Raw genomic sequence first — 24,100 nt, 5'->3', positions numbered from 1 at the left:
GAAAAGCCAAACGTCGATGTCGGCGCTGCCCCTCATCTGCCTGCCGGCATCTTCTCCCCGTATAGTGACGGGGAGAAGGGGCTGGCCGCAACTTCGGCACCCTTCCTGCAACGCTCGAGATTGGCGAAATCCTATGCGAAGGTGTCTTTCTCCCCGTCACTAAACGGGGAGAAATGCCCGGCAGGGCAATGAGGGGCAGCGCAAACCTGAAGTGGTTGCTTACAAGCCCCAACGCGCTCGTGACGCCTGCCGCCGTTCTGGCTTTCGCGCAACAGTGCGATGACTGTCGCGCGGCGCTGAGCGCATTTCGGGTGGATATGACTTACTTCTGCCGCACTTCGACTGTCCGGGAGGGTTCGCGGAGATTGGATTAAGCCTTTCGGCCGGAGTGGAATTCTAGAGTTGAAGAAGATTTGCATCCTTGTCCTTGCCTTGCTCGTTGCCGGCTGTGGCGGCCGGCAGACCGAGGAACTGCTCGGCAGCGCTATGGTGTCCGCGCCGGTGACGGACATCGCCGGCAACCACAGCATCTTTATCGCCACGACGCGCAAGCGCTCCGACGATCCCAGCAAGGTTTTCGACCGTGAGCGCTCGGCCACGCTGAACTATGCCCGCGCCAACGTCACCGTGCCGGGGACCCATGAAACCGGTCAGATCGAGCGGCGCTCGCGCGGCAAGTCGAACGACCCGGCCAAATACTTCATGGCCTCCGACGTCGTCGGCTACGACACCGCGCCGAAATTCTCCAGCGCGCTCAGTGCCGACATCGCCGCGCGCGGCGGCCGCGTCATGGTCTTCGTCCACGGCTACAACACCGGCTTCGACGCCGCCGTCTACCGCGTCACCCAGATCGCCCATGATTCCGGCTACCCGGGCACGCCGGTGCTGTTTTCCTGGGCGTCGGGCGCCAAGACCCGGGACTATGTCTACGACAGGGAAAGCGCCAGTGCTGCCCGCGACCAACTGGAAGTGACGCTGAGAATGCTTTCGCAGACCGGCGCGCGGCGCATCGACATCGTCGCGCATTCGCTGGGGACCTGGGTCACCATGGAAGCGCTGCGCCAGCTCGCCATCAACGGCGACCGCGATCTCAACGGCAAGCTCGGCGACGTCGTGCTGGCCTCGCCCGACATCGATGTCGACGTGTTCAAGAGCCAGATGCGCCGCTACGGCAAGCCGAACAAGCCATTCATCCTGCTTTTGTCCGACGACGACCGGGCGCTGCGGCTCTCCGGCCTGATCGCCGGTTCGCGGCCGCGCGTCGGCGACTACAAGGACGCCGCCGACCTCGCCGACTATGGCGTGAGCGTCGTCGATCTCTCCAGCGTTAAGGGATCGGATCGCTTCAACCACACCAAATTTGCCGACAACCCCGAGTTGGTGAAGATGATCGGCCAGCGGCTGCGCGAGGATGACGGATTTGCCAGCGACCGCGAGGTGACCGACCGCATCAGCCTGCTCGGACAGTAAGATGCGCTCTACTCCCGGTTGCGGAGGCTTTCGTCGTGCATGTTCACAGTTGCGGCAGCATCGTATCACTTTCAACTGGACCGGGCCGGCCCCTGGCTTTATCGAAATAGCGAGCGACGTCACCAGCTTGACGTCCCTCCTGCGGGAGCCTGCGTGACCGTGCGTTCGAAGACTTTTCTCGTCGTAGCGTTTGCGCTCGCCGTTACCGGCTGTGCCGGCCGCAAGACACACGACCTTCTCAACACGACGACCGTCACGGTGCCTGCCTCCGACATCGCCGCCACGCATGAGATCTTCGTCGCCACCACCCGAAAAAAGGCGACGAAGGACCCGCGGCAGGTGTTTGACGGTGACCGTTCACCAACCACCAGTTTTGCCAGTGTCGAGGTCACCGTTCCGAAGGTCCATCAGGTCGGCGCCATCGAGCGGGTCAGGGGCTCCGCCAACAGCAATCCGGCGAAGGACTTCACAGCAACAGAGGTCGAATTCTACGAAGGCGCCCCGCAATTCGCCAAGGCGGTCGGCGCCGACATCGCGATGCGCGGCGACCGCGCCCTGGTTTTCGTGCACGGCTTCAACAACGGTTTCGACGACGGCATCTACCGGCTGACGCAGATCGCGCACGACACGAAATACTCCGGCACGCCGGTGCTGTTCTCATGGGCGTCGAGCGGCAAGACCACGGGCTATATCTACGACAAGGAAAGCGCCAACGCGGCGCGCGACGATCTCGAAGAGACGTTGCGGATGCTGGCCAAGACCAAGGCCAAGAGCATCGACATCATCGCCCATTCGATGGGCACCTGGGTGACGATGGAAGCGCTGCGCCAGCTTGCCATCACCGGCGACCGCGATCTCAGCGACAAGCTTGGCTATGTGATCCTGGCCTCGCCCGATATCGATGTCGACGTGTTCAAGAAGCAGATGATCCGCTACGGCAAGCCCGACAAGCCTTTCGCCATCCTGCTTTCGGGCGATGATCGCGCCCTGAGACTCTCCTCCCTGATCTCCGGCGACAAGCCGCGCGTCGGCGACTATGGCGATGCGGCCGACCTCGCCAGCTATGGCGTTTCGGTGGTCGACCTGAGCAAGACCAAAGGCGGCGACCGTCTGAACCACGCCAAATTCGCCGACAACCCGTTCCTGGTGCAGTTGCTCGGCGACCGGCTGCGCGCGCCGGCCGGCCTGGCGTCAGACGAGGTCAATCCGGCGCAGCCGATCGACAATCTCGGCCAGGGCATCGGCAAGGCCGTCGGCTCCGTCGCCGAGATCGTCATCACCACGCCGTTCAAGGTGCTGACCATCGCCACTGGCGGATGAGCGACGTGGGGCTCGCCCTTGGTCGTTGTCAGACGAACAGGTCGACCTTCTGGAAGGTCGTCACGTCGATCAGGCCGACATCGGAAATCCTCAGTTCCGGGATGACGACCAGCGCCAGCAGCGAGTGCTGCATGTAGGCGTTGTTCAGCGAACAGCCCATCTGGCGCATCGCCTCGGTCAGCCTGTCGGCCTTGGCCGCGACGATTTCGGCGCGCTCGTCCGACATCAGCCCGGCGATCGGCATTTCGACCAGCGCCAGTTCCTTGCCCTTGGAGAACAGCACGACACCGCCGCCGACCTCGCCCAGCCGGTTGACCGCCAGCGCCATGTCCTGCTTGCTGGTGCCGACGACGATGATGTGGTGCGCATCATGCGCCACGCTGGAGGCCATGGCGCAGTCGCTCATATAGCCGAAGCCGGAGACGAAGGCATTGGTGACGCCGCCCGTGCCCAGATGGCGCTCGACCAGCGCGATCTGGCAGACGTCGTTGCGGCGGTCCATGGCGACCAGCCCGTCCTCCACCGGGAGATCGGCCTCGAGCGCGCGCGTCGGCGCCTGGTTCTCGATCACGCCGATGACCCGCACCCGAACCTCGTTGGCGCCGATAGGCGCGATGATGTCGAAATCCCCCGGTTTGAGCTTCTTGCCGAGCTTGACGGTGTTCTTTGCCGTCTTCGGATAGTCATAGGCGGGAATGTCGATGTCGAGCTTGCCGCCCTTGGCCAGCCTGACGCCGCGGCCATAGACCTCGTCGATGGTCATTGCGGCCAAATCGGAGACGATCAGCAGATCGGCAAGCCGTCCCGGCGCGATCGAACCCAACTCGCGCTCCAGCCTGAAATGCTGGGCGGTGTTGAGCGTCGCCATCTGGATCGCCGTCACCGGCTTCAGTCCCTGGCTGATGGCGTGCCTGACCACCCGGTCCATATGGCCCTCATGGACAAGCGTGCCGGAATGGCTGTCGTCGGTGCACAGGATGAAGTTGCGCGGGTCGAGCCCGCTCTCCGTCACCGCCTTGATCTGCGAGGCGACGTCGTACCAGGCCGAGCCCAACCTGAGCATCGCCTTCATGCCCTGGCGGACGCGGGCGACGGCGTCCTCGGCGCGCGTACCTTCGTGGTCGTCCTCGGGTCCGCCGGCGACGTAGCCGTGGAACGGCAGGCCGAGATCACGCGAGGCATAATGGCCGCCGACGGTCTTGCCCGCTCTCACCGTCGCGGCGATCTCGCCCGCCATCACCGGATCGTTGGCCGCGACACCGGGAAAGTTCATAACCTCGCCAAGCCCGATGATGTTTTCCCACGCCATCGCCTCGGCGACATCGGCGACCGTGAGCTCGGCGCCGGCATGCTCCAGCCCTGGTGCGGAGGGCACGCAGGACGGCATCTGCACGAGCACGTTGATCGGCATGGCGACAGCCTCGTCATGCATCAGCCGCACACCCGGCAGGCCGAGCACGTTGGCGATCTCGTGCGGGTCGATGAACATCGAGGTGGTGCCATGCGGGATGACGGCGCGGCAGAACTCCGTCACCGTCACCATGCCGCTCTCGACATGCATATGCGCGTCGCAGAGGCCCGGCACCAGGTAGCGCCCACCGGCGTCGACCACCTTGGTGCCCTGCCCTATGGCGTGGCCGGCATTCGGCCCGCAATAGGCGAAGCGGCCGCCGGCAATGGCAATGTCGGTGCCGGCGATGATCTCGCCGGAGTGAACGTTGACCCAGCGCCCGTTGCGGATGACGAGATCGGCGGGCCTCCTGCCCATCGCGACGTCGACCAGATGCGTCGCCGCCTCGGCCCAAGGTTTTGGTTTTGTCGCACGCGCGGTCTTCGCCATGAAGAGACTCCTATTTTCCCGACTGTGCCAAGCCGATGGCGTTTTGACCAGCGAGATCAGCGGATTGCCTGAGCGCTCCTCGGCCTTCACCGAGACCGCGATTTTCGCGCCTGTTGCGAGCCCGTGATTCGTTGCTTGTGACGGCTTATATGCCATTGATTTCGGCGTGGTGCTGATTGCGCCAACCACCCGCCGCCGAGGCGGGTTTTTGTTTCAGGCGACATCCACGGCAAAGTGCCCCAACCGGAATACGATTCCGTTTGCGGCAAATCAGCTTGCCACTCGTTGGTGGACCTTTTTGAATCGCGTTCGGGGAAAACTCAGATCAGAACTCGAATTGCCTGATCTGGCCGTTCAGAGGGCACTCCCCGAATTGTCACTTTTTGCTCGGATCGTCCGCCGGATTGACGTAGGTGATCGCGAACGGCCCCTCGCCATGCACCTGGATAATCGTATCGCTTGTCGTCCAGGCGAAGTGATTCGTTGCGGCCGGCGCAATCCCGAAGCCGCCAGCAGTCAGTTCGGTGCCTTTCGCCTCGTCGAGCTTATCGCCCATTCCAATATGAAAGTTACCGGACAGCACCGTTATATATTCCGCGGTGGGATGATTGTGTGCGGCAATCTTGTAGCCGGCTGGCATCTTCAATCGCAGCACAAAGCTGCCATCCTTTGAGGGATCTCCAGCCATGACAGCCAGGTTCGCGCCAGCCGGAAGGACAGCAGGAGCAGGGCCCCTTTTGATACTGTCCGCATTCACAGGCATGTCATCGGCAAACAGAGGCGCTGTCCCGACAAGCAGCAGCGCCAGGACAGAGGCGAGCTTGAGCATGACAATTTCTCCATGGTTCGTATAGAACGACGCCAGGTATAAACGCGAACCGCTTACTGATTGGAGCCTACCAAGGCAGAACGCCCCAACGCATCCTCCGAACGGGGGACGCGCTTTCGCGGTAGCCTGGGAGACGGCCGTTAAGTATCCTCCCGCTGCTCCCTGTCGCGGCAGTTGAGAAGGTCGACCAGATCGTCGGCCTCTTCGATCGGCATGTCGATCAAGGGGACGCCGACTTCGACAACCGGCAGCCCCGTGAACATATCGATGATGTCCCAGGTGCCTTCAGGTGTCTTCTCAATGCCGTAGCGTTGAACCATGGGGGTGGAGGATTGGCGCGTTGCCCGGTCATCGCTCGTTTTGGCACCGGGAGTGCGGAAATGGCTCCCGCCCGGCCCGGTCAAGCGCCTCAAGCAATGGGACAAGGGTGCTGGGCAGTCGTGGGTCGACGGCAAGGTTCAGCACGCCGTGCAAGTGCCGGCGATAGTCTTCGGAACGGATCAATTGCCGTACGGCGTTGGCAACAGACTTCCCTTGTCCTGTGTCAAACTCTGCCATGTCAGGGGTTCCAGTAGCTTCAGTCCGAAACTCAGCCGCTCCGAAATGGTTCCAGCGACCTTGTTCGAATCTCAGTGGGTGATTGGCCCCCGCTGGCGAAGGGATTGCCGCTGGCCAGCGATTGGCCACAGGGTCACCACGACTTCGTCATCCTAGGGCGGAGCAAGGAGCGAAGCTACGCGGCGCAGACCATGGGAATGACGACGTGGAAGGGCGTTTGCAGCGCAGCGACAAGGGCGTGCTTCCAGTGCGAGGTTTTTCGATGGCAGAAGGTGGCTTGACGGCCTTTCGCTGGCGGCTGAAAAGGACTGGCCTGCGGACGTGGCGGAATTGGTAGACGCAAGGGACTTAAAATCCCTCGATCTCTGATCGTACGGGTTCGATTCCCGTCGTCCGCACCAGATTTGAACTATTCAGGACAGCTTGACGGACGGGTCATTTCGCAGGACCGCAACTGCCGACATCTCGCGCATTGGGCTTGCCGGCCTTCAAGTCCGAAAGTTGCGGAATGGAGGGATCCGGTCCTCCGGTATAATTTTCGTAGACTTTCCTGTCCGCCGGGATTTGCCGGCCTGACGAGGTAAACGCGACCATACCTGTATTGCCCACATAGGCGACCCCCACTCGCATTCTGCAGAAGTACTTTTTCTCGCCGTTGGAAACGAACCAGCCCAGCGAGCCTGATGCACCACGCGACAGCTTGCCGGTCTCGTATCCCTTGCCTTGCAGGTTGGAATAGGATTCAGCGTGCGACGGGGCAGTCGATGCCAGGAGAAAGACAGCCATCGAAGTCGCGCCGAACCACTTCGACAAGTTTTTGACAATCATGGATCTGCTCCCCTTCAGTTGCATCTCAGCTTCAGTTGCATCTCAGCCCATTACCGAAAGGAATTAAAACCCTCACCCCCGGATCGGGTTCAGCTTCAGATGCTGGATCAGGATGATCGTCTTGGCGTCGATGATGCGGCCGTCGTAAATGCCGGCCAGCGCTTCGTCGAGCGGCATTTCCAGAACCTCGATGTCTTCGCCTTCGTCCGGCGCGCCGCCGCCGTCGGAGATGCGGTCGGTCGGCGAATAGCGCGCGACGAAGAACCAGAGCCGCTCGGTCACGCTGCCAGGGCTCATATAGGGCGCAAACAGCCGTTCGACGTCCTTCAGGTGGTAACCGAGTTCCTCTTCCGCCTCCTTGCGGATGCAGGTTTCGGGATCGTGTTCATCGAGCAGGCCGGCGCAGGCCTCGATCAGCGGCTCGCGGTGGCCGGTGACGTAGGCCGGGTAGCGGAACTGCCGCACCAGCAGAACCGTCGATCGTTCGGGGTCGTACGGCAGGATCACCGCGCCGTCGCCGCGATCGTAAGTCTGGCGGATCTGCGTCTCCCATTGCCCGTCGCGCCGGCGATAATCGAGGACGGTCTTTTTCAGGACGGCCCAGTCATCGGAAAGAACTTCCTCTGAACGGATGCGAATGCGGTCTTCCATGGTGAACTCCGTGCTGCCGGCGAGCCGTAGCCGCGAACCGGACTTCGCGCAATCCCGACAGCAATTCAGGGCAATCGATTCAGGAAGGATCGCGGCTTTATCCAGCTTGGGTTCCTCGCCCACCGCGAAGCGGGGGAGAGGTGGCCGCGAAGCGGCCGGAGAGGGGGCTTTCGAAGGGGCGGTCCCCCTCTCCGTCTCGGCTCCGCCGAGCCACCTCTCCCCACTCTCGTGGGGCGAGGAACCCAGGTCTTGACAGGTCGGACGTTCAGCACCCCCGATCTGCCCGGCAGGCAGATGGGCAGCGCTTCACCGCCTCGTGTATGGCGCAGGCGCAAACCACCACCTAAATAGCGACAGCCCCTCCCCGGAGTTTTCTGATGACCACATCCCTCTTCCATCCGATCACGCTTGACGGCCTCACCTTTGCCAACCGCATCGCGGTGGCGCCGATGTGCCAGTATTCCGCCGAAGACGGCTCGGCCAGCGACTGGCACCTGTACCACTGGATGAACCTGGCGATGTCCGGCGCCGGCATGGTCACCGTCGAGATGACCGACGTCGAGCGGCGCGGCCGCATCTCGCATGGCTGCCTTGGCCTTTATTCCGACGACAACGAGGCACCGCCCGGCGCGCGCTGGATGCCGCCAAGCGCGTCGCCGCCCCCGGCACCAAATTCGGCACGCAGCTTGCCCATGCCGGCCGCAAGGCCTCCAACCAAAAACCTTGGGAAGGCGGCGGGCCGCTGAAGGCCGATCAGGACCCGTGGCCGATCGTGTCCGCCTCGGCAATCGCTTACGACACTGGCTGGCAGGTGCCGCGGGCGCTGGAGGATGAGGAAATCCTGGGGATCATCGAGCGCTTCGCCGAGGCGGCAAGACGGGCCGAACGTGCCGGCTTCGACTTCATCGAATTGCACGCGGCGCACGGCTATCTGATTTTCCAGTTCCTGTCGCCGCTTTCCAACCAGCGCACCGACCGCTGGGGCGGCTCGCTGGAAAACCGCATGCGTTTTGTCGTCGAGATCGCCAAGGCGGTGAGGAAGGCAGTGCCCAAGCTGATGCTTGGGGCGCGCCTGTCGGTCAAGGAATGGGTCGATGGCGGCTTCGATGTCGAGGACGCGATCGAAGTGGCCAAGGCGCTGAAGGCAGCGGGCGTCGCCTATCTCTGCTGCTCGAGCGGCGGCAATTCGCCCCTGCAGAAGCTCCCGACAGGCCGGGGCTACCAGGTGCATCTGGCGGAAGCCGTGCGCAACGGCGCCGGCATCCCGACGCGAGCCGTCGGCCTGATCGACGACCCGAAGCAGGCCGAGGCGATCGTTGCCGAGGGCCGTGCCGACATGGTGGCTCTGGCCCGCGCCTTCCTCGCCGATCCGCGCTGGGCGTGGCGCGCCGCGGCCACCTTCGGCGAGACGATCCACCCGGCGCCGCAGCTTGCCCGCTCGGTGACGACGATGCAGCACTGGATGAAGGCGGCGGGCTGAGCGGCCATTTCCAATGGCTGCGGCCCCACGACTGCGACCCTTGAGACCTTTACGCGAAGGGGCGTGCAACCAAATCGGCCGCTCCGCGTTGGCGGCGATGATGGACAACAAGCCCTTTGAGAAGCCGGTCGTGGTCGAACTTGGCCATGTCGGCAAATACCGTGAGATCCGCAGCACCCAGGAAGCAGCGGAGTGCCTGATGACGGTCTGGCCACTCAATCGTGGTCCCCGGCATCGCGATGCTCTCGACACTTGCCTAAAAGTGCTGGAAGGTTATCGTTCGACAGCGGATGCGCGCCGGGCATTGGTCGAAGCCGCGAAGGAATCGGACGTGCTGGTTCCCGACGAGAGATTGCCCCAAGGCAAATTGCCCCAAGGCAAACTGCCCCAAGGCAAAGTGCATTGAGCAGACGGAGCTTTTTCCACTGGAGGATTTCATGGCGAAGCTGACCTACAAGATCGTCGAGCATGACGGGGGCTGGGCCTACAAGGTCGGCGAGACATTCTCGGAGACGTTCCCCACTCACGAGGACGCGCTGCGCGCCGCCGAGATCGCTTCGGCCGGACAGCAGGTCGCCGGCACCACGGACGGCATCCAATACGAGGACGCCGACGGCAAATGGCACGACGAGCTCGCCGACGGCCGGGACCGGCCGCAAACCGAAGTTTCCGACTAGGCAGGCGTCGTTGCTGATGGCTTCTCGCATCTCTGGTTTTAAGAGCTGGGGCTTGACAAAGCATCCCCCTGCTATGATCCCGGACATGGCGAATTTCAGTCCGTGCCGGGGCCCACAATCACGAGCAACAAAGAAGAGTGCTTGCGGCGCTGCCGCTTTACAGGCAGGCTTGGTAGCGCTACCGTTTCATCATCGCGCGTGACCAGGAGGAGCTTGGGAGCTGCCGCGGCCAGTTAGGAAAGCGGTTTCCTTCGAAGACGTCGCAGGAAGCATTCGGGAGGAAATCGATGGCGTCTGTCGCGATTGGCGATGTCTACAAATCATTCGGAACGGTCGAGATTCTCCACGGTGTCAGCGTCGATATAGACGACGGCGAGTTCGTCACGCTGGTCGGGCCGTCGGGCTGCGGAAAATCGACCCTTCTCAGGATGATCGCCGGCCTGGAAAAGATTTCGCGCGGCCAGATCGCGATTGGCGACCGTGTCGTCAACAACGTTGCGCCAAAAGAACGCGACGTCGCCATGGTCTTCCAGAACTACGCGCTCTACCCGCACATGACCGTCGCCGAGAACATGGCGTTCTCGCTCATGCTCAAGGGTGTTTCGAAAGCCGAAAGCGCTGCCAGCGTTAAGCGCGCCGCCGAAATCCTGGGACTGGTGCCGTTGCTGGAGCGCTATCCCCGGCAGCTTTCCGGCGGCCAGCGCCAGCGCGTCGCCATGGGCCGGGCGATCGTGCGCGATCCGGCGGTCTTCCTCTTCGACGAGCCGCTGTCCAATCTCGACGCCAAGCTCAGGGTGCAGATGCGCGCCGAGATCAAGGAACTGCACCAGCGGCTGAAGACCACGACGGTCTATGTCACCCACGACCAGATCGAGGCGATGACCATGGCCGACAAGATCGTGGTCATGCATGACGGCCTCGTCGAGCAGATCGGGCCGCCATTGGAACTCTACGACCGGCCGAACAATCTCTTTGTCGCCAGCTTTATCGGCTCGCCCGCCATGAACATGCTGAGGGGCGAAATCGCAACTGATGGCGGCTCACCGTCTTTTCGCGGCTCCGGCGGAATTTCCCTGCCGCTGGCCGCAGTACCTTCGATCGGCAGCGGCGAACAGGTGGTGCTGGGGATACGGCCCGAGCATCTGCAGCTGTCCGACGGCCAGGGTATTCCGGTCACCGTCGCGGTGGTCGAGCCGACCGGATCGGAAGTGCAGCTCATCGGCCGGACGGCCGGCGGCGAAGAGATCGTCGCCAATTTCCGCGAGCGCCATTCCTTCACGCCGGGCGAGACCGTACGGCTTACGGCCGAGCCCGGCCTCATCCATCTCTTTCATGGCGAAACCGGGCAGCGCTTCGACATGCGCACCCGGCAGTAAGAACCACGGCAAGGACATAAACAGGAGGAGACGAGCATGAAATTCACCAGACGTGACGTGATCCGCACCACCGCCGGCGTGGCGGCGGGAGCCTTGGGAAGCCGGTTCGTCGGCTCTTCCGCCTTTGCCCAGGAGGGGTTGACATACAAGCCCGAGGACGGCGCGAAGCTGCGGATGCTGCGTTGGTCGCCCTTCGTGCAGGGCGATGAGGATCAATGGCTGGCCAACACCAAGCGGTTCACCGAGGCGACAGGCGTCGAGGTCCGCGTCGACAAGGAAAGCTGGGAGGACATTCGCCCCAAGGCGGCGGTTGCCGCCAATGTCGGCTCCGGTCCAGATCTGATGTTGGTCTGGTTCGATGACCCGCACCAGTACCCCGACAAGCTGCACGACGTAACGGAACTGGGTGAGTATCTCGGCACGAAATACGGCGGCTGGCACGACGGACCAAAGCAATATGCGACGCGGGAGGGGAAATTCCTCGGCCTGCCTCTGGCCACCATCGGCAATGCCATCGTCTATCGGGAAAGCTGGGTAAAGGAGGCTGGGTTCTCGGAATTTCCGAAGGACACGGCGGGCTTCCTCGAGCTTTGCAAGGCCTTGCAGGCGAAGGGGCATCCGGCCGGCTTCACGCACGGCCATGGCGTCGGCGACGGCAACAACTATGCTCACTGGCTGCTTTGGAGCCATGGCGGCCAGATGGTCGACGAGAGCGGAAAGGTGACGATCAACAGCCCCGAGACGCTCAAGGCGATCGAATACGCGCAGGAACTCTACAAGACCTTCATCCCCGGCACCGAAAGTTGGCTCGACGTGAACAACAACCGCGCCTTCCTGGCCGGCGAACTGGGCGTCATCGCCAACGGCATTTCCGTGTATAACACGGCCAAGACCAACAAGGACAATGATCCGAAACTGGCTGAAATCGCCAAGGACATGCGCACGACCAGCCTGCCGATCGGTCCTGTCGGAAAATCCGTCGAGCTGTTCCAGGTGACCACGGCCGTGATCTTCGACTACACGCCCTACCCCAACGCGGCCAAGGCCTATCTGCAGTTCATGTTCGAGGAACAGCAAATGGCAGAGTGGATCACCTCCTCCGCCGGCTATTGCTGCCAGACACTCAAAGCCTTCGAGAACAATCCTGTGTGGACGGCCGACCCGAACAACGCAGCTTACGCCAAAGCCTCGGCGACGCTGCGTCCCAACGGTTATGCCGGGCCGCTCGGCTACGCTTCGGCGGCGACCATGGCCGACTATGTCCTGGTCGACATGTTCGCCAAGGCGGTGACCGGCCAGGCGACGGCGCAGGAGGCGATGGAAGAGGCGGAGAAACGCGCCAACCGGTACTATCGCGTTTGATCACAGCCGAGCCGGGCAGCCGCGACCGCGCTGCCCGGTCTGGTTCCTGAAATCGTGTGGCGGCCACTCAGGCCACCATGCCAGCAGACTTATGAGGAGCCGTCCTATGGCCGTGTCGTCCGCTGCCGTTCAGCCGCGTCCGTCGATCCTGTCGCGGAGCCTGTCGCTCCTGGCCGACAGCCGGAACGCGCTTGGCTTCGGCTTCATGCTGCCGGCGGCAGCGCTGCTGCTGGTCTTCCTCACCTATCCGTTGGGGCTCGGCATCTGGCTCGGCTTCACGGATGCCCGCATCGGCCGCCCCGGTATCTTCATAGGCATCGAAAACTACCAATATCTGTCGGATGACGCCGTCTTCTGGCTCTCCGTCTTCAACACCTTGCTCTACACGATAAGCGCCTCGATCCTGAAGTTCGCGCTCGGCCTCTGGCTGGCGCTTATCCTCAATCAGAACCTTCCCTTCAAATCGTTCTTCCGCGCGATCGTCCTTCTGCCGTGGGTGGTGCCGACGGTGCTGTCGGCCATCGCCTTCTGGTGGATATACGATTCGCAGTTCTCCATCCTGTCCTGGGCGCTTATGGAAATGGGCCTGATCGACCATCGGATCAATTTCCTCGGCGATCCGGTGAACGCGCGCGCTTCGGTCATCGCCGCCAATATCTGGCGCGGCATCCCGTTCGTCGCGATCACGCTGCTGGCCGGCTTGCAGACGATTCCGCAGTCGCTTTATGAGGCCGCCACGCTTGACGGCGCCAGCCGCTGGCAACTGTTCCGTTTTGTGACGCTGCCGCTGCTGACGCCGATCATCGCCATCACCATGACGTTCTCGGTGCTGTTCACCTTCACCGATTTCCAGCTGATCTATGTGCTGACCCGCGGCGGACCGGTCAATGCCACCCATTTGATGGCGACATTGTCGTTTCAGCGCGGCATTTCGGGAGGCCAGCTTGGCGAGGGCGCCGCCATCGCGGTCGCCATGATCCCGTTCCTGCTTGCGGCGATCCTGTTCAGCTATTTCGGCCTGCAACGCCGCAAATGGCAGCAAGGCGGCGGAGACTGACATGGCCACGATAAAAAAAACGAAACGTCCGGAACTCGACGAAGGCGGCATGGGCTACCTTCAGAGCCTGCCGCGGCGCGTGGTGACGGTCTATCTGCCGTTGCTGGTGTTCGTCATCGTGCTGTTGTTCCCGTTCTACTGGATGACGATCACGGCGATTAAGCCCAATCTCGAGATGACCGACTACGCCAATTTCAATCCGTTATGGGTCGTGCATCCGACATTCGAGCACATCCGCTATCTCTTGTTCGACACGTCCTATCCGGGCTGGCTGCTCAACACGATCATCATCTCAACTGCCGCCACTTTCCTGTCGCTGCTGGCTGCGGTGTTCGCGGCCTATGCGATCGAGCGGCTGCGGTTTTCGGGGGCGCGGCAGGTCGGGCTCGCGATCTTCCTCGCCTATCTCGTGCCGCCCTCGATCCTGTTCATCCCGCTGTCGGTGATGGTGTTCAACCTTGGGCTTTACGACACACCCTTCGCACTCATTCTCACCTACCCGACCTTCCTGGTGCCCTTCTGCACCTGGCTGCTGATGGGCTACTTCCGCTCCATCCCGTTCGAACTGGAAGAATGCGCGCTCATTGACGGGGCGAGCCGGTGGCAGATCCTCACCAAGATCGTGCTGCCGCTGTCGGTGCCCGGCCTGATTTCCGCCGGCATATTCGCATTCACCCTGTCATGGAACGAATTCATCTATGCGCTGACGTTCATCCAGTCCTCCGAAAACAAGACTGTGCCGGTCGGGGTGCTCACGGAGCTTGTCCGCTCCGACGTCTATGAATGGGGAGCGCTGATGGCCGGAGCCCTGATCGGCTCGCTGCCGGTGGTCGTGCTTTATTCGTTCTTCGTCGAGCACTACGTTTCCTCGATGACCGGTGCGGTGAAGGAATAGCGCCTGCCGCAGTCGGCGCTCGACCGGCCAATTGTCGAAGTCGGCGCCGCCCCTCATCCGCCTGCCGGCACCTTCTCCCCGTATAGTGACGGGGAGAAGGGGCTGGCCGCGGCCTCGGCACCCATTCTGCAACGCTGGAGATTGGCGAAATCCTTTGCGAAGGCGTCTTTCTCCCCGTCACTATACGGGGAGAAATGCCCGGCAGGGCAATGAGGGGCGGCACCGACCTGAAGCGATTGCTCTGCTGCAGCAGGGCTATCGATACCGCATTGCCGCCGGCCATTCGCCGCGCTATCTCAGGCGACCCTGTCTGCCCAGGCGACTCTGTCTGCCTAAGGCGACCTTTTTGCCGGAGCCTCCCATGCCTGAAATCGTCACCGCCGCCATGCTTGTCATCGGCGACGAGATTCTGTCCGGCCGCACCAAGGACAAGAATATCGGCCACCTCGCCGATATCATGACGGCGATCGGCATCGACCTGAAGGAGGTGCGCATCGTTCCCGACGAGGAAGACGAGATCGTCGCCGCAGTGAATGCCCTGCGTGCCCGCTACACCTACGTCTTCACGACCGGCGGCATCGGTCCGACGCATGACGACATCACCGCGGATGCGATTGCCAAAGCCTTCGGCGTGCCCTGCGAATACGACGCCAAGGCCTATGCCATGCTGGAAGCGAGCTACGCCGCGCGCGGCATAGAATACACCGAGGCGCGCAAGCGCATGGCGCGGATGCCGCGCGGTGCCGACCATATCGATAATCCGGTGTCCATCGCGCCGGGCTTTCGTATCGGCAACGTCCATGTCATGGCCGGCGTACCGGCGATTTTCCAGGCCATGCTCGACAATGTGGTGCCGACGCTGAAGGCCGGCACCAAAATGCTGTCGGCCATGGTGCTCTGTCCGTTCGGCGAAGGGCTGGTCGGCGGACCGCTGGGCGACATCCAGAAGGCGCATCCGGATACAATCATCGGGTCCTACCCGAAATATGGCGACGGCAAATTCTGGACCGAGCTGGTCGTCCGTGCGCGCAGCCAGGACACGCTGGACGCCGCCCGCGCCGATGTCGAGGCGATGGTCGCAGGCCTCGCCAGCGCGGCCCGTTGATCCAGGCCGGAACCAAGCGCTGTGCTGTAACGTTTCTCGCGGGCGAGTTTCGATCGCCGTAAAATGAGGGGTTACCATGCGATTCAAGACCATCGTCGCCATACTGCAGAACGAACAGGACGCGGAGCGCGTGCTCGAATGCGCCATTCCGCTTGCCGACAGGTTCGAGAGCCATCTCATCGGCATTCATGCCGAAGCGCTTCCCGTCCCCTACACCTCGGCGACCGGCTTTCCCGACACCGAGTTCCTGCAGGTTTCGGCCGACATGAACAAGGAGCGTGCCGAAAAATTGCGGGCGGTTTTCCTCAGGCATGTCGAGGATTCCGGCCTGTCCTTCGAGTGGCGCAGCCTCGAGAGCTTTTCCGGAGACAGCGCGCTGACCGGCATCCCAACCGTCCGCACTGCGGACCTGATCATCGCCGCGCAGCGCGAGTCGGGCGGCGATCCGAGCGCCGATGTCGACACGCTGGTCTACGACGCCGGCCGGCCGGTGCTGGTCGTGCCGCATTCGGGCCCGCTCGTGACCAGCTTCAAGCACGTGCTGCTCGCCTGGAACGGCAGCAAGGAAGCCGCACGCGCCGCCTTCGACGCCCTGCCCTTCATCATCGAGGCCGAGAAGACTGATATTGTCGTCATCGACCCGCCGGATACGCTCGACGAGGCCCCGGAGGCGGCCGGCGCCGAAATCGCCGCCGCCCTGTCCAGGCATGGCGCTACCGTCAGCGTCTCGGTGCTGCAATCGGGCGGCCACTCGGTCGACGAGGTGATCCAGACCAGGGTCGCCGAAACCGGCGCCGACCTGCTCGTACTTGGCGCCTACAGCCATTCCTGGCTGCGCCAGCTTCTGTTCGGCGGGGTCACGCGCACGGTGCTGCGCACGTTGCCGGTGGCAGCTTTCCTGTCACGGTAAGTCCACAAAGGGGTAAGCCACAGGGCTAAGTCCACAGGGATCGCTTGCCGCCGCCCTTGCCAAGGCCAAGGCTTTCCAGTTAATTCCGCGCGCATTCCTTCAAGTGTCTGCGCGCGGTTTTTCGCGCGCTGCGGAGTGCGCAGAAAAATGTCCCTTCCCGAAAAGGCCTTTCCTGTTTCCTGGGATCAGTTCCACCGCGACGCGCGTGCACTCGCCTGGCGGCTTGCCGGCGCCAACAAAGGCCAATGGAAAGCGATCGTCTGCATCACGCGCGGCGGCTTGGTTCCGGCCGCCATCATCTCGCGTGAACTCGGCATCCGGGTCATTGAGACGGTTTGCGTCGCCTCCTATCACGACTACGCCAGCCAGGGGCAGCTGCAGGTGCTGAAGGAGGTCGCGCCGGTACTGCTTGCCGATGACGGCGCCGGCGTGCTGATCATCGATGACCTCACCGACACCGGCAAGACCGCGGGCATCGTGCGCGCCATGATGCCCAAGGCGCATTTCGCCACCGTCTACGCCAAGCCGAAAGGCAGGCCGCTGGTCGACACCTTCGTCACCGAAGTCAGCCAGGACACCTGGATCTATTTTCCGTGGGATATGGGCTTCACCTACCAGAAGCCGATCGCCGACGACCACGCCGGCTGAATCGCGGCAACTGCTTTTCCTTCCGGAACATGCCGGCGCGCCCTTCTTGCCGGCGAGCCCTTCTTGAAAGAGTGCCGCGGCGCACGATATTTCCTGAATCGGCACCTGGTGGTGTGGTTAACCCGTTCGTATGAGGTTTTTTACTTTTATTGCTTATGATTAGCCGTAAGATTCACGAGACGGCAAGTGATTCTGGAGGCTGGGGCAAGCTTCTCCGATGTTGACGAGGCCAGTAACGCACAACCATTTGGCCGAAAGGGTCCAGCGGCTCTTCGGTACAGCGCCGTGCCGCCTGCAGGTTGCAGCATTGCCCTGGCGCGATACCGGGCATGGCGTCGAGATCATGCTGATCACCAGCCGCGATACCGGCCGCTGGGTGCTTCCCAAGGGCTGGCCTGAGGCCAAGGAACTGCTTTGCGAAGCGGCGGCGCGCGAGGCCGGCGAGGAAGCCGGACTGCGCGGCACGATCTCCCACCACGAAGCCGGCCGCTACTTCTATGCCAAGGCATTGGCTTCCGGCGAGGAAGTGCCTTGCGAAGTCCTGGTATTCCCGCTGCAGGTCGACAAGATCGCCGACCGGTGGAAGGAAAAGCGGTCGCGCATCCGCAAATGGGTCAGCCCCGCCGAGGCCGTGCGCATGGTCAACGAGCCTGACCTTGGCCAGATCATCGCTTATTTCTGTGCCGACCCGCACCAGTTCTCCTGAGCAAGCATAGGCTCACCGGCCAAAGCCGTGCACCTGCCGCGCATCACCGGCGATGTTCTTTGGCGAAGAGAATCGATTAGGCCACTCCAGCTTTGGCATGCGTGTCGCAGCCGATTGCCCGCGCGTGGACAAATCGAGATCCCCTGGGGCCACTTCTATCCCCGTTATCCACATGTGTGACACACAAGATGTTGGGGTCACAAAAGCGGCACAAACGAATCCTTGACGGCGCAAAACGAGTCGCCTTTTATAGGCCATGCGCTCCTGTTGAGAGTGCGACCGGAAAGTTCTGAGCCCGGTCTTTTTCCCGGATTATGTGCGTTTTGGCCGCATCTCCGCCTGGTTACGAGGCCGGCGGAAGCGTTGGGATTGTGGGGTCTTTGGGGGACGAAAGGGAAAAATGTCGGACTGGAATAAATTGTCTGTTAATACTATATTTAGTGTTTGCAGGTAGGTTCGACGCTAGATAGTGTGAAAGTCCCTCGATTGAGGGAGTCGCAAAAAAGTTTCAGTTTTGAGGGACCCGCAGGGTTCGTCGGCGCGTTGGACGACTACTTCGCAAGGAGTTCGACCAGCAGGGCGGGCGGAGCCTGTGGAAAAGGAGCCGGCCGTTTTCGAACGCCGGCAGACGGCGGACATGCGCGTTTCGCAAAGGGGGCAGAAATCCCCTGGGAAAGGCGCTATATATAGACAAGCAAGGGATAGGACCAATGCGCATCGAGCGTCGTTTCACCAAGCAGGGGCAGTCGGCTTATGCGGAGATCGAATTCCGCAAGGCGCTTTCGGAGATCAAGAATCCGGATGGCTCGGTGGTGTTCCGCTTGGACAATATCGATGTCCCGGCGCAGTTCAGCCAGGTTGCCGCCGACATCCTGGCGCAGAAATATTTCCGCAAGGCCGGCGTGCCGGCTCGGCTGAAGAAGGTCGAGGAGAATGACGTCCCCTCCTTCCTGTGGCGCTCCGTCGCCGACGAGGCCGAACTGGCAAAACTGCCCGAGGCCGAGCGCTACGGCTCCGAAATCGACGCCCGCCAGGTCTTCGACCGCCTCGCCGGCACCTGGACCTATTGGGGCTGGAAGGGCGGCTACTTCAAATCGGAGGAAGACGCGCGCGCCTTCCGCGACGAGCTTGCCTATATGCTGGCCACCCAGCGCGTTGCGCCGAACTCGCCGCAATGGTTCAACACCGGCCTGCACTGGGCCTATGGCATCGACGGCCCGAGCCAGGGCCATTTCTATGTCGACCCGTTCACCGGCAAGCTGACCAAGTCGAAATCTTCCTACGAACATCCGCAGCCGCATGCCTGCTTCATCCAGGGCGTGCAGGACGATCTCGTCAACGAAGGCGGCATCATGGACCTGTGGGTGCGTGAAGCGCGCCTGTTCAAATACGGCTCCGGCACCGGCTCCAACTTCTCGTTCCTGCGCGGCGAAGGCGAAAAACTGTCCGGCGGCGGCCGCTCGTCCGGCCTGATGAGCTTCCTCAAGATCGGCGACCGCGCGGCGGGCGCCATCAAGTCGGGCGGCACGACGCGCCGCGCCGCAAAGATGGTCATCGTCGACGCCGACCATCCCGATATCGAGGAATTCATCGACTGGAAGGTCAATGAGGAGCAGAAGGTCGCCTCGCTGGTCACCGGCTCCAAGATCGTGAAGAAGCACCTCGAAGCGATCATGAAGGCCTGCATCAACTGCGAAGGCCAGGACGACGATTGCTTCGACCCGGCGATCAACACCGCGCTGAAGCGCGAGATCAAGGCAGCCAAGAAGGACGGGGTGCCGGAGAATTACATCTACCGCGTCATCCAGTTCGCCAAGCAGGGCTACACCTCGATGTCGTTCAAGACCTACGACACCGACTGGGATTCGGACGCCTACCTCACCGTTTCGGGCCAGAACTCCAACAATTCGGTCTCGCTGAAGGACGATTTCCTGCGCGCCGTCGAAGAGGATGCCGACTGGCACCTCACCGCCCGCAAGGACGGCAAGGTGCTGAAGACGCTGAAGGCCAGGGATCTGTGGGAAAAGATCGGCTATGCCGCCTGGGCGTCGGCCGATCCGGGCCTCCACTTCAACACGACGGTGAACGACTGGCACACCTGCGCCTCGGCCGGTGCGATCCGGGCGTCCAACCCGTGCTCGGAATACATGTTCCTCGACGACACCGCCTGCAACCTGGCCTCGATCAATCTGCTGCCCTATCGCAACGCCGACGGCACCATCGATGTATCAGCCTACGAGCACACGGTTCGGCTGTGGACCATGGTGCTGGAAATTTCCGTAATGATGGCGCAGTTCCCGTCGAAGGAGATCGCCAAGCTCTCCTACGAGTACCGCACGCTCGGCCTCGGCTACGCCAATATTGGCGGCCTGCTGATGACATCAGGCATTCCCTATGATTCCGACGAGGGCCGCGCCATCTGCGCAGCACTCACCGCGATCATGACCGGCACGGCCTATGCCACCTCGGCCGAAATGGCCGCCGAGCTCGGCGCCTTCCCCGACTACGACCGCAATGCGCAGAACATGCTGCGTGTCATGCGCAACCATCGCCGTGCCGCCTATGGCGACAGGGACGGCTACGAAAAACTCGCCGTCAACCCGGTGCCGCTGGTCGCCTCGGACCTGAAGCAGCCGGAGCTTGCCGCCCATGCCAAGGCTGCCTGGGATCGCGCCATCGAGCTCGGCGAGGAGCATGGCTACCGCAATGCGCAGGCGACCGTAATCGCGCCGACCGGCACGATCGGCCTTGTCATGGATTGCGACACCACCGGCATCGAGCCCGACTTCGCGCTGGTCAAGTTCAAGAAGCTGGCCGGCGGCGGCTACTTCAAGATCATCAACCGCGCCGTTCCGGAAGCGCTGCGCACGCTTGGCTATTCGGAAAGCCAGATCGCCGAGATTGAGGCCTACGCGGTCGGCCACGGCAATCTGAACCAGGCGCCAGCCGTGAACCCCGGCTCGCTCAAGGCAAAAGGTTTTACGGACGACAAGATCGCGGCACTTAACGCAGCGTTGAAATCGGCCTTCGACATCAAGTTCGTCTTCAACCAGTGGACGCTGGGTGCCGACTGGGTGAAGGAGACGTTTGGCTTCACCGACGAGCAGCTCAACGATTTCTCGTTCGAGATGCTACCGGCGCTCGGCTTCTCGAAAAAGGACATCGAGGCCGCTAACATCCATGTCTGCGGTGCGATGACGCTGGAAGGCGCGCCCTTCCTGAAGGCAGAGCACCTTCCCGTGTTCGACTGCGCCAGCCCGTGCGGCAAGATCGGTAAGCGTTCGCTTTCGATCAACAGCCACATCCAGATGATGGCGGCGGCCCAGCCCTTCATCTCCGGCGCCATTTCCAAGACCATCAACATGCCGAACGACGCGACTGTGGAAGACGCCAAGGGCGCCTACATGCTGTCGTGGAAGCTGGCGCTGAAGGCCAACGCGCTCTATCGCGACGGCTCGAAACTCTCGCAGCCGCTCAACGCCTCGCTGCTTGCCGACGTCGAGGACGACGAGGACGATGCCGTCGAACAGCTGATCGCGGCGCCGGCTTCACAGCGCGCCGTGCAGGTGACTGAAAAGATCGTCGAACGCGTCGTCGAACGCCTCTATCGCGACCGCGAAAAGCTGCCGAACCGCCGCAAGGGTTATACCCAGAAAGCGGTCGTCGGCGGCCACAAGGTCTATCTGCGCACCGGCGAATTCGATGACGGTCGTCTCGGCGAGATCTTCATCGACATGCACAAGGAAGGCGCAGCTTTCCGGGCGATGATGAACAACTTCGCCATCGCCATCTCGCTCGGCCTGCAATATGGCGTGCCGCTGGAGGAATATGTCGAAGCCTTCACCTTCACCAAGTTCGAACCTGCCGGCATGGTGCAGGGCAACGATGCCATCAAGAACGCCACGTCGATCCTCGACTATGTGTTCCGCGAACTTGCGGTTTCCTATCTGGAACGCCACGACCTCGCCCATGTCGACCAGTCGGATTTCGACAAGACCGCACTTGGCCGCGGCATCAACGAAGGCAAAGCGACGCCGTTCTCGAAGGGGCTGACGCGCGGCGTCTCGCCGGTCAAACTGGTGTCGGGAATGAGCGCCGACCCTAAGGGGTTTGGGGGTTCAAATCCCGCTACCGTCCCCACTCGCTCGGCGCCGACGGCGTTCTCAGGCTCCAACGTGCTGGCGCTGAAGCCGGCCAGCGACGAAGCGATCGCCTATAAACGAGACTACGAGGAGCGGGCCAGGGAACTGGTCGAGGACATCGTCTACGGAGAAGCAACCGACCCGACTGGGCTGTTCACCGACGATGCCGCGAAAGAAGCTGCCGAGGCCAAGGCGCTTGCCGCTACCCGGCGTCAGCAATCCCTGATGCAGGGCTACACCGGCAACGAATGCTCGGAATGCCACAATTTTACGATGGTGCGGAACGGTACTTGCGAAAAGTGCGATACCTGCGGGGCTACGAGCGGGTGCAGTTGAGGATCGATGCCGCCTCGGCTTATTGGATGTGCCCAAAGGTGTCAGCCTAGCGGAATATGTAGAGGCTTAGCCAGCGCGCTCTCCCTTCTCCCCCTGTGGGAGAAGGTGGCCGAGCGAAGCTCGGTCGGATGAGCAACCGTGCTTCAGACGGAAGCGGGGCTCCAGGGTTGGTTGTCTCGGATCATAGCGTTGAGGGTTGTGATGAGCTTGCGCATGATGGCAACGATGGCGACCTTTGCCAACTTGCCGTTTTCGCGCAGGCGCTGGCGGAAGGTGGCGAAGACGGGGTTGTGAACTCCGGCACTGAGCGCGGCCATGTAGAGGACATTGCGTACAGGCTCACGACCACCCCAAATACATCGCTTGCCTTTGAGCTTGCCGCTGTCGTGGTCATAGGGAGCGAGCCCGACCAAGGCAGCGATCTGCCGGTTGGACAGGCGGCCCAGTTCTGGCAGCAGCGCGATCAATGTGGCACTCAAGACCGGACCGACGCTTGGCGTGGAACGCAGCAGGCGATCGCGCTGAGCCAGAGCGGGATCGGCCGCAATTGCTTGGGCAAGGCGTTTGTCGAGCAGCAGGATATCGGCATGGAGCCGGGTCGCACGCCGCTTGGCCAGGCGCTTGAGAGCAGGATCACGCACGTGCTCGGCCTGATTGTTGACGCGGCTGAGTTCGGCGTGGAGCTGCCGCCGTGCCGTGACCAGTTCGGTCACCAACTCAAGGCGGGGGTCGAGATCGATCGAGTGGACCGGCAGCGTCGCCAGGAAGCGGGCGATCAGACGCGCATCAATGCGATCGTTCTTGGCGTTGATGCCAGCCGCACGCGCGAACTGGCGCAACCTGTGTGGATTGATGCGACGCACCGGAAGGCCAGCCTGCCACAGCGCCTTGAGCACAGCGCGCTCATAGCCGCCGCTCGCCTCAAGACCGATGACGTCGATCAAGCAACCCGACAGCCGCTCCACCAACGCCGCATGGCCGACTTCGTTGTTGTCGACACTGAACAACTCACCCGTTTCCAAAATGGCCACGTCCAGCCGATCCTTGGCCACATCGATGCCGACATGCAATGCAATTTGTGTCATCTTCTGATCCCTTCCTTGCTGGTGCGGGGTCGAACCCCTTGCAACCGTTCGGGCTATGGAAGATGCGGCGGAGCGCCTTGCTCATCCACGGGCTCATACCAAGGGGTGTACGGGCTTCCGTCGCAGCGGGTGATCCGGTTATGATCCGGATCACCCGCAAGCCCGATCTTGCATGATTCGAGAGACACAAGGGGTGCTCCAGCTGGCACGGATGGCGATCCTTCCAACACCCCTCAACCGTCTTGGCGCTGCGCGCCAATCCACCTTCTCCCACAAGGGGAGAAGGCAAGACCGCGCCATCACCGCCACGGTCGCAAACTCTCATCGCGGACATAAGCGATGATGGTGTCGCAGACGGCGTTCAAATCCCGCAGCACGTCGTCGTTCCAAAAGCGCAGCACACGAAAGCCCCTCGCCTTCAATTCGGCGTCTCGTACCCGATCGTAGTTCGAGTCGGCATGCTGGCTGCCGTCGATCTCGACGATCAGCCTGGCCTCGGCGCAAACGAAATCGGCGATGAATTTGCCGACAGGAACCTGACGCCGGAATTTGATGCGGTCGAGCCTGCGTCCGCGCAGTTCGTGCCACAGGCGGTCCTCCGCCTCTGTTGGCTCGCGGCGCATCGAGCGGGCGAAACGACGTTTGGTCGGGGCGACGGGCTGATGCGGCGGGGCGAGATTACCCAGCCTCAGCGCTCCGTCCACACCATCGTCACGCAAATCGCCGACATTCGAGATTGGCTCCCCCTTCTCCCCTTGTGGGCTAGCGTGCGCACACATTTGCGTCTTGGGGATGTCAAGCGGGAAGGTCGGCGGCTGCGAAAAG

The 24,100-nt window shown here is 62.3% G+C and carries 20 protein-coding genes, 1 tRNA gene and 1 pseudogene; 15 read left to right on the top strand and 7 right to left on the bottom strand.

Annotated elements, in window-relative coordinates; all coding sequences use genetic code 11:
* Window positions 1-402: 402 nt before the first annotated feature.
* Window positions 403-1,470 (top strand): alpha/beta hydrolase, encoded by a 1,068-nt coding sequence (locus tag CIT26_RS07530; protein WP_245319234.1) that lies wholly within the window; start codon window positions 403-405, stop codon window positions 1,468-1,470.
* Window positions 1,471-1,623: 153 nt separating this feature from the next.
* Complete coding sequence (locus CIT26_RS07525; protein WP_095491998.1) at window positions 1,624-2,790, top strand: alpha/beta hydrolase; 1,167 nt, start codon at window positions 1,624-1,626, stop codon at window positions 2,788-2,790.
* Window positions 2,791-2,818: 28 nt separating this feature from the next.
* On the opposite strand, the gene ade is transcribed toward CIT26_RS07525, so the two are convergent.
* The 3 genes from ade to CIT26_RS07510 all read right to left on the bottom strand — a co-directional run bounded on the left by ade (window position 2,819) and on the right by CIT26_RS07510 (window position 5,779).
* Window positions 2,819-4,630 (bottom strand): adenine deaminase, encoded by a 1,812-nt coding sequence (gene ade / locus CIT26_RS07520; protein ID WP_095492054.1) that lies wholly within the window; start codon window positions 4,628-4,630, stop codon window positions 2,819-2,821.
* A 376-nt stretch (window positions 4,631-5,006) separates the two neighbouring features.
* On the bottom strand, window positions 5,007-5,459 hold the full coding sequence (locus CIT26_RS07515) for a cupin domain-containing protein (protein WP_095491997.1): 453 nt from the start codon (window positions 5,457-5,459) through the stop codon (window positions 5,007-5,009).
* A gap of 140 nt (window positions 5,460-5,599) precedes the next feature.
* Window positions 5,600-5,779, bottom strand: coding sequence for a hypothetical protein (locus CIT26_RS07510; protein WP_095491996.1), 180 nt, complete (start codon window positions 5,777-5,779; stop codon window positions 5,600-5,602).
* Between the two features lie 553 nt (window positions 5,780-6,332).
* On the opposite strand from CIT26_RS07510, the gene CIT26_RS07505 reads away from it, so the two are divergent.
* Window positions 6,333-6,418 (top strand) — tRNA-Leu (locus CIT26_RS07505).
* Window positions 6,419-6,452: 34 nt separating this feature from the next.
* Here CIT26_RS07505 and CIT26_RS07500 read toward each other — a convergent pair.
* Window positions 6,453-6,869 carry a hypothetical protein gene (locus CIT26_RS07500; RefSeq protein ID WP_245319232.1) on the bottom strand — a complete coding sequence of 139 codons (417 nt, stop codon included), beginning with the start codon at window positions 6,867-6,869 and terminating at the stop codon, window positions 6,453-6,455.
* A 48-nt stretch (window positions 6,870-6,917) separates the two neighbouring features.
* On the bottom strand, window positions 6,918-7,496 hold the full coding sequence (locus tag CIT26_RS07495) for an NUDIX domain-containing protein (protein ID WP_095491995.1): 579 nt from the start codon (window positions 7,494-7,496) through the stop codon (window positions 6,918-6,920).
* A 377-nt stretch (window positions 7,497-7,873) separates the two neighbouring features.
* Between CIT26_RS07495 and CIT26_RS07490 the strand changes: the two are divergent.
* From CIT26_RS07490 to CIT26_RS07430, 12 genes and pseudogenes are all read left to right on the top strand, one after another.
* Window positions 7,874-8,976 (top strand): annotated as a pseudogene (locus tag CIT26_RS07490) (NADH:flavin oxidoreductase/NADH oxidase).
* 97 nt (window positions 8,977-9,073) lie between these two features.
* Window positions 9,074-9,382, top strand: a complete 309-nt coding sequence (locus CIT26_RS07485) for a DUF982 domain-containing protein (RefSeq protein ID WP_095491994.1) — start codon at window positions 9,074-9,076, stop codon at window positions 9,380-9,382.
* 31 nt (window positions 9,383-9,413) lie between these two features.
* Window positions 9,414-9,653, top strand: coding sequence for a DUF2188 domain-containing protein (locus CIT26_RS07480; RefSeq protein WP_095491993.1), 240 nt, complete (start codon window positions 9,414-9,416; stop codon window positions 9,651-9,653).
* Window positions 9,654-9,940: 287 nt separating this feature from the next.
* A complete protein-coding gene (locus CIT26_RS07475; protein WP_095491992.1) occupies window positions 9,941-11,029 on the top strand; it encodes an ABC transporter ATP-binding protein in 1,089 nt (362 codons plus the stop codon).
* Between the two features lie 36 nt (window positions 11,030-11,065).
* Window positions 11,066-12,391 (top strand): ABC transporter substrate-binding protein, encoded by a 1,326-nt coding sequence (locus tag CIT26_RS07470; RefSeq protein ID WP_095491991.1) that lies wholly within the window; start codon window positions 11,066-11,068, stop codon window positions 12,389-12,391.
* Window positions 12,392-12,596: 205 nt separating this feature from the next.
* Entirely contained in the window at window positions 12,597-13,448 is an 852-nt protein-coding gene (locus CIT26_RS07465) for a carbohydrate ABC transporter permease (RefSeq protein WP_374120408.1), read from the top strand.
* A 1-nt stretch (window position 13,449) separates the two neighbouring features.
* Window positions 13,450-14,343 (top strand): carbohydrate ABC transporter permease, encoded by an 894-nt coding sequence (locus CIT26_RS07460; RefSeq protein WP_095491989.1) that lies wholly within the window; start codon window positions 13,450-13,452, stop codon window positions 14,341-14,343.
* Window positions 14,344-14,704: 361 nt separating this feature from the next.
* Window positions 14,705-15,448 carry a competence/damage-inducible protein A gene (locus tag CIT26_RS07450; protein ID WP_095491988.1) on the top strand — a complete coding sequence of 248 codons (744 nt, stop codon included), beginning with the start codon at window positions 14,705-14,707 and terminating at the stop codon, window positions 15,446-15,448.
* A gap of 76 nt (window positions 15,449-15,524) precedes the next feature.
* Window positions 15,525-16,358, top strand: a complete 834-nt coding sequence (locus CIT26_RS07445; protein WP_095491987.1) for a universal stress protein — start codon at window positions 15,525-15,527, stop codon at window positions 16,356-16,358.
* Between the two features lie 147 nt (window positions 16,359-16,505).
* Window positions 16,506-17,006, top strand: coding sequence for a xanthine phosphoribosyltransferase (gene gpt / locus CIT26_RS07440; RefSeq protein ID WP_095491986.1), 501 nt, complete (start codon window positions 16,506-16,508; stop codon window positions 17,004-17,006).
* Window positions 17,007-17,223: 217 nt separating this feature from the next.
* The gene (locus tag CIT26_RS07435; RefSeq protein ID WP_095491985.1) at window positions 17,224-17,712 is read left to right on the top strand and encodes an NUDIX hydrolase; all 489 of its coding nucleotides are present in this window, start codon (window positions 17,224-17,226) and stop codon (window positions 17,710-17,712) included.
* A gap of 710 nt (window positions 17,713-18,422) precedes the next feature.
* The gene (locus CIT26_RS07430) at window positions 18,423-22,190 is read left to right on the top strand and encodes a vitamin B12-dependent ribonucleotide reductase (protein ID WP_095491984.1); all 3,768 of its coding nucleotides are present in this window, start codon (window positions 18,423-18,425) and stop codon (window positions 22,188-22,190) included.
* A 143-nt stretch (window positions 22,191-22,333) separates the two neighbouring features.
* On the opposite strand, the gene CIT26_RS07425 is transcribed toward CIT26_RS07430, so the two are convergent.
* Together CIT26_RS07425 and CIT26_RS07420 are read right to left on the bottom strand one after the other, a co-directional pair.
* Window positions 22,334-23,275 (bottom strand): IS110 family RNA-guided transposase, encoded by a 942-nt coding sequence (locus tag CIT26_RS07425; RefSeq protein ID WP_095491983.1) that lies wholly within the window; start codon window positions 23,273-23,275, stop codon window positions 22,334-22,336.
* 299 nt (window positions 23,276-23,574) lie between these two features.
* Window positions 23,575-23,898: an endonuclease domain-containing protein gene (locus CIT26_RS07420; protein WP_245319237.1), complete on the bottom strand. Its 324-nt coding sequence runs from the start codon at window positions 23,896-23,898 to the stop codon at window positions 23,575-23,577.
* Window positions 23,899-24,100 lie beyond the last annotated feature (202 nt).

The organism is Mesorhizobium temperatum (genome assembly GCF_002284575.1).
GTDB classification, from domain to species: domain Bacteria; phylum Pseudomonadota; class Alphaproteobacteria; order Rhizobiales; family Rhizobiaceae; genus Mesorhizobium; species Mesorhizobium temperatum.
Note: the sequence above shows the minus strand (reverse complement) of the source record. Positions and strands in the feature narration are given on the sequence as shown.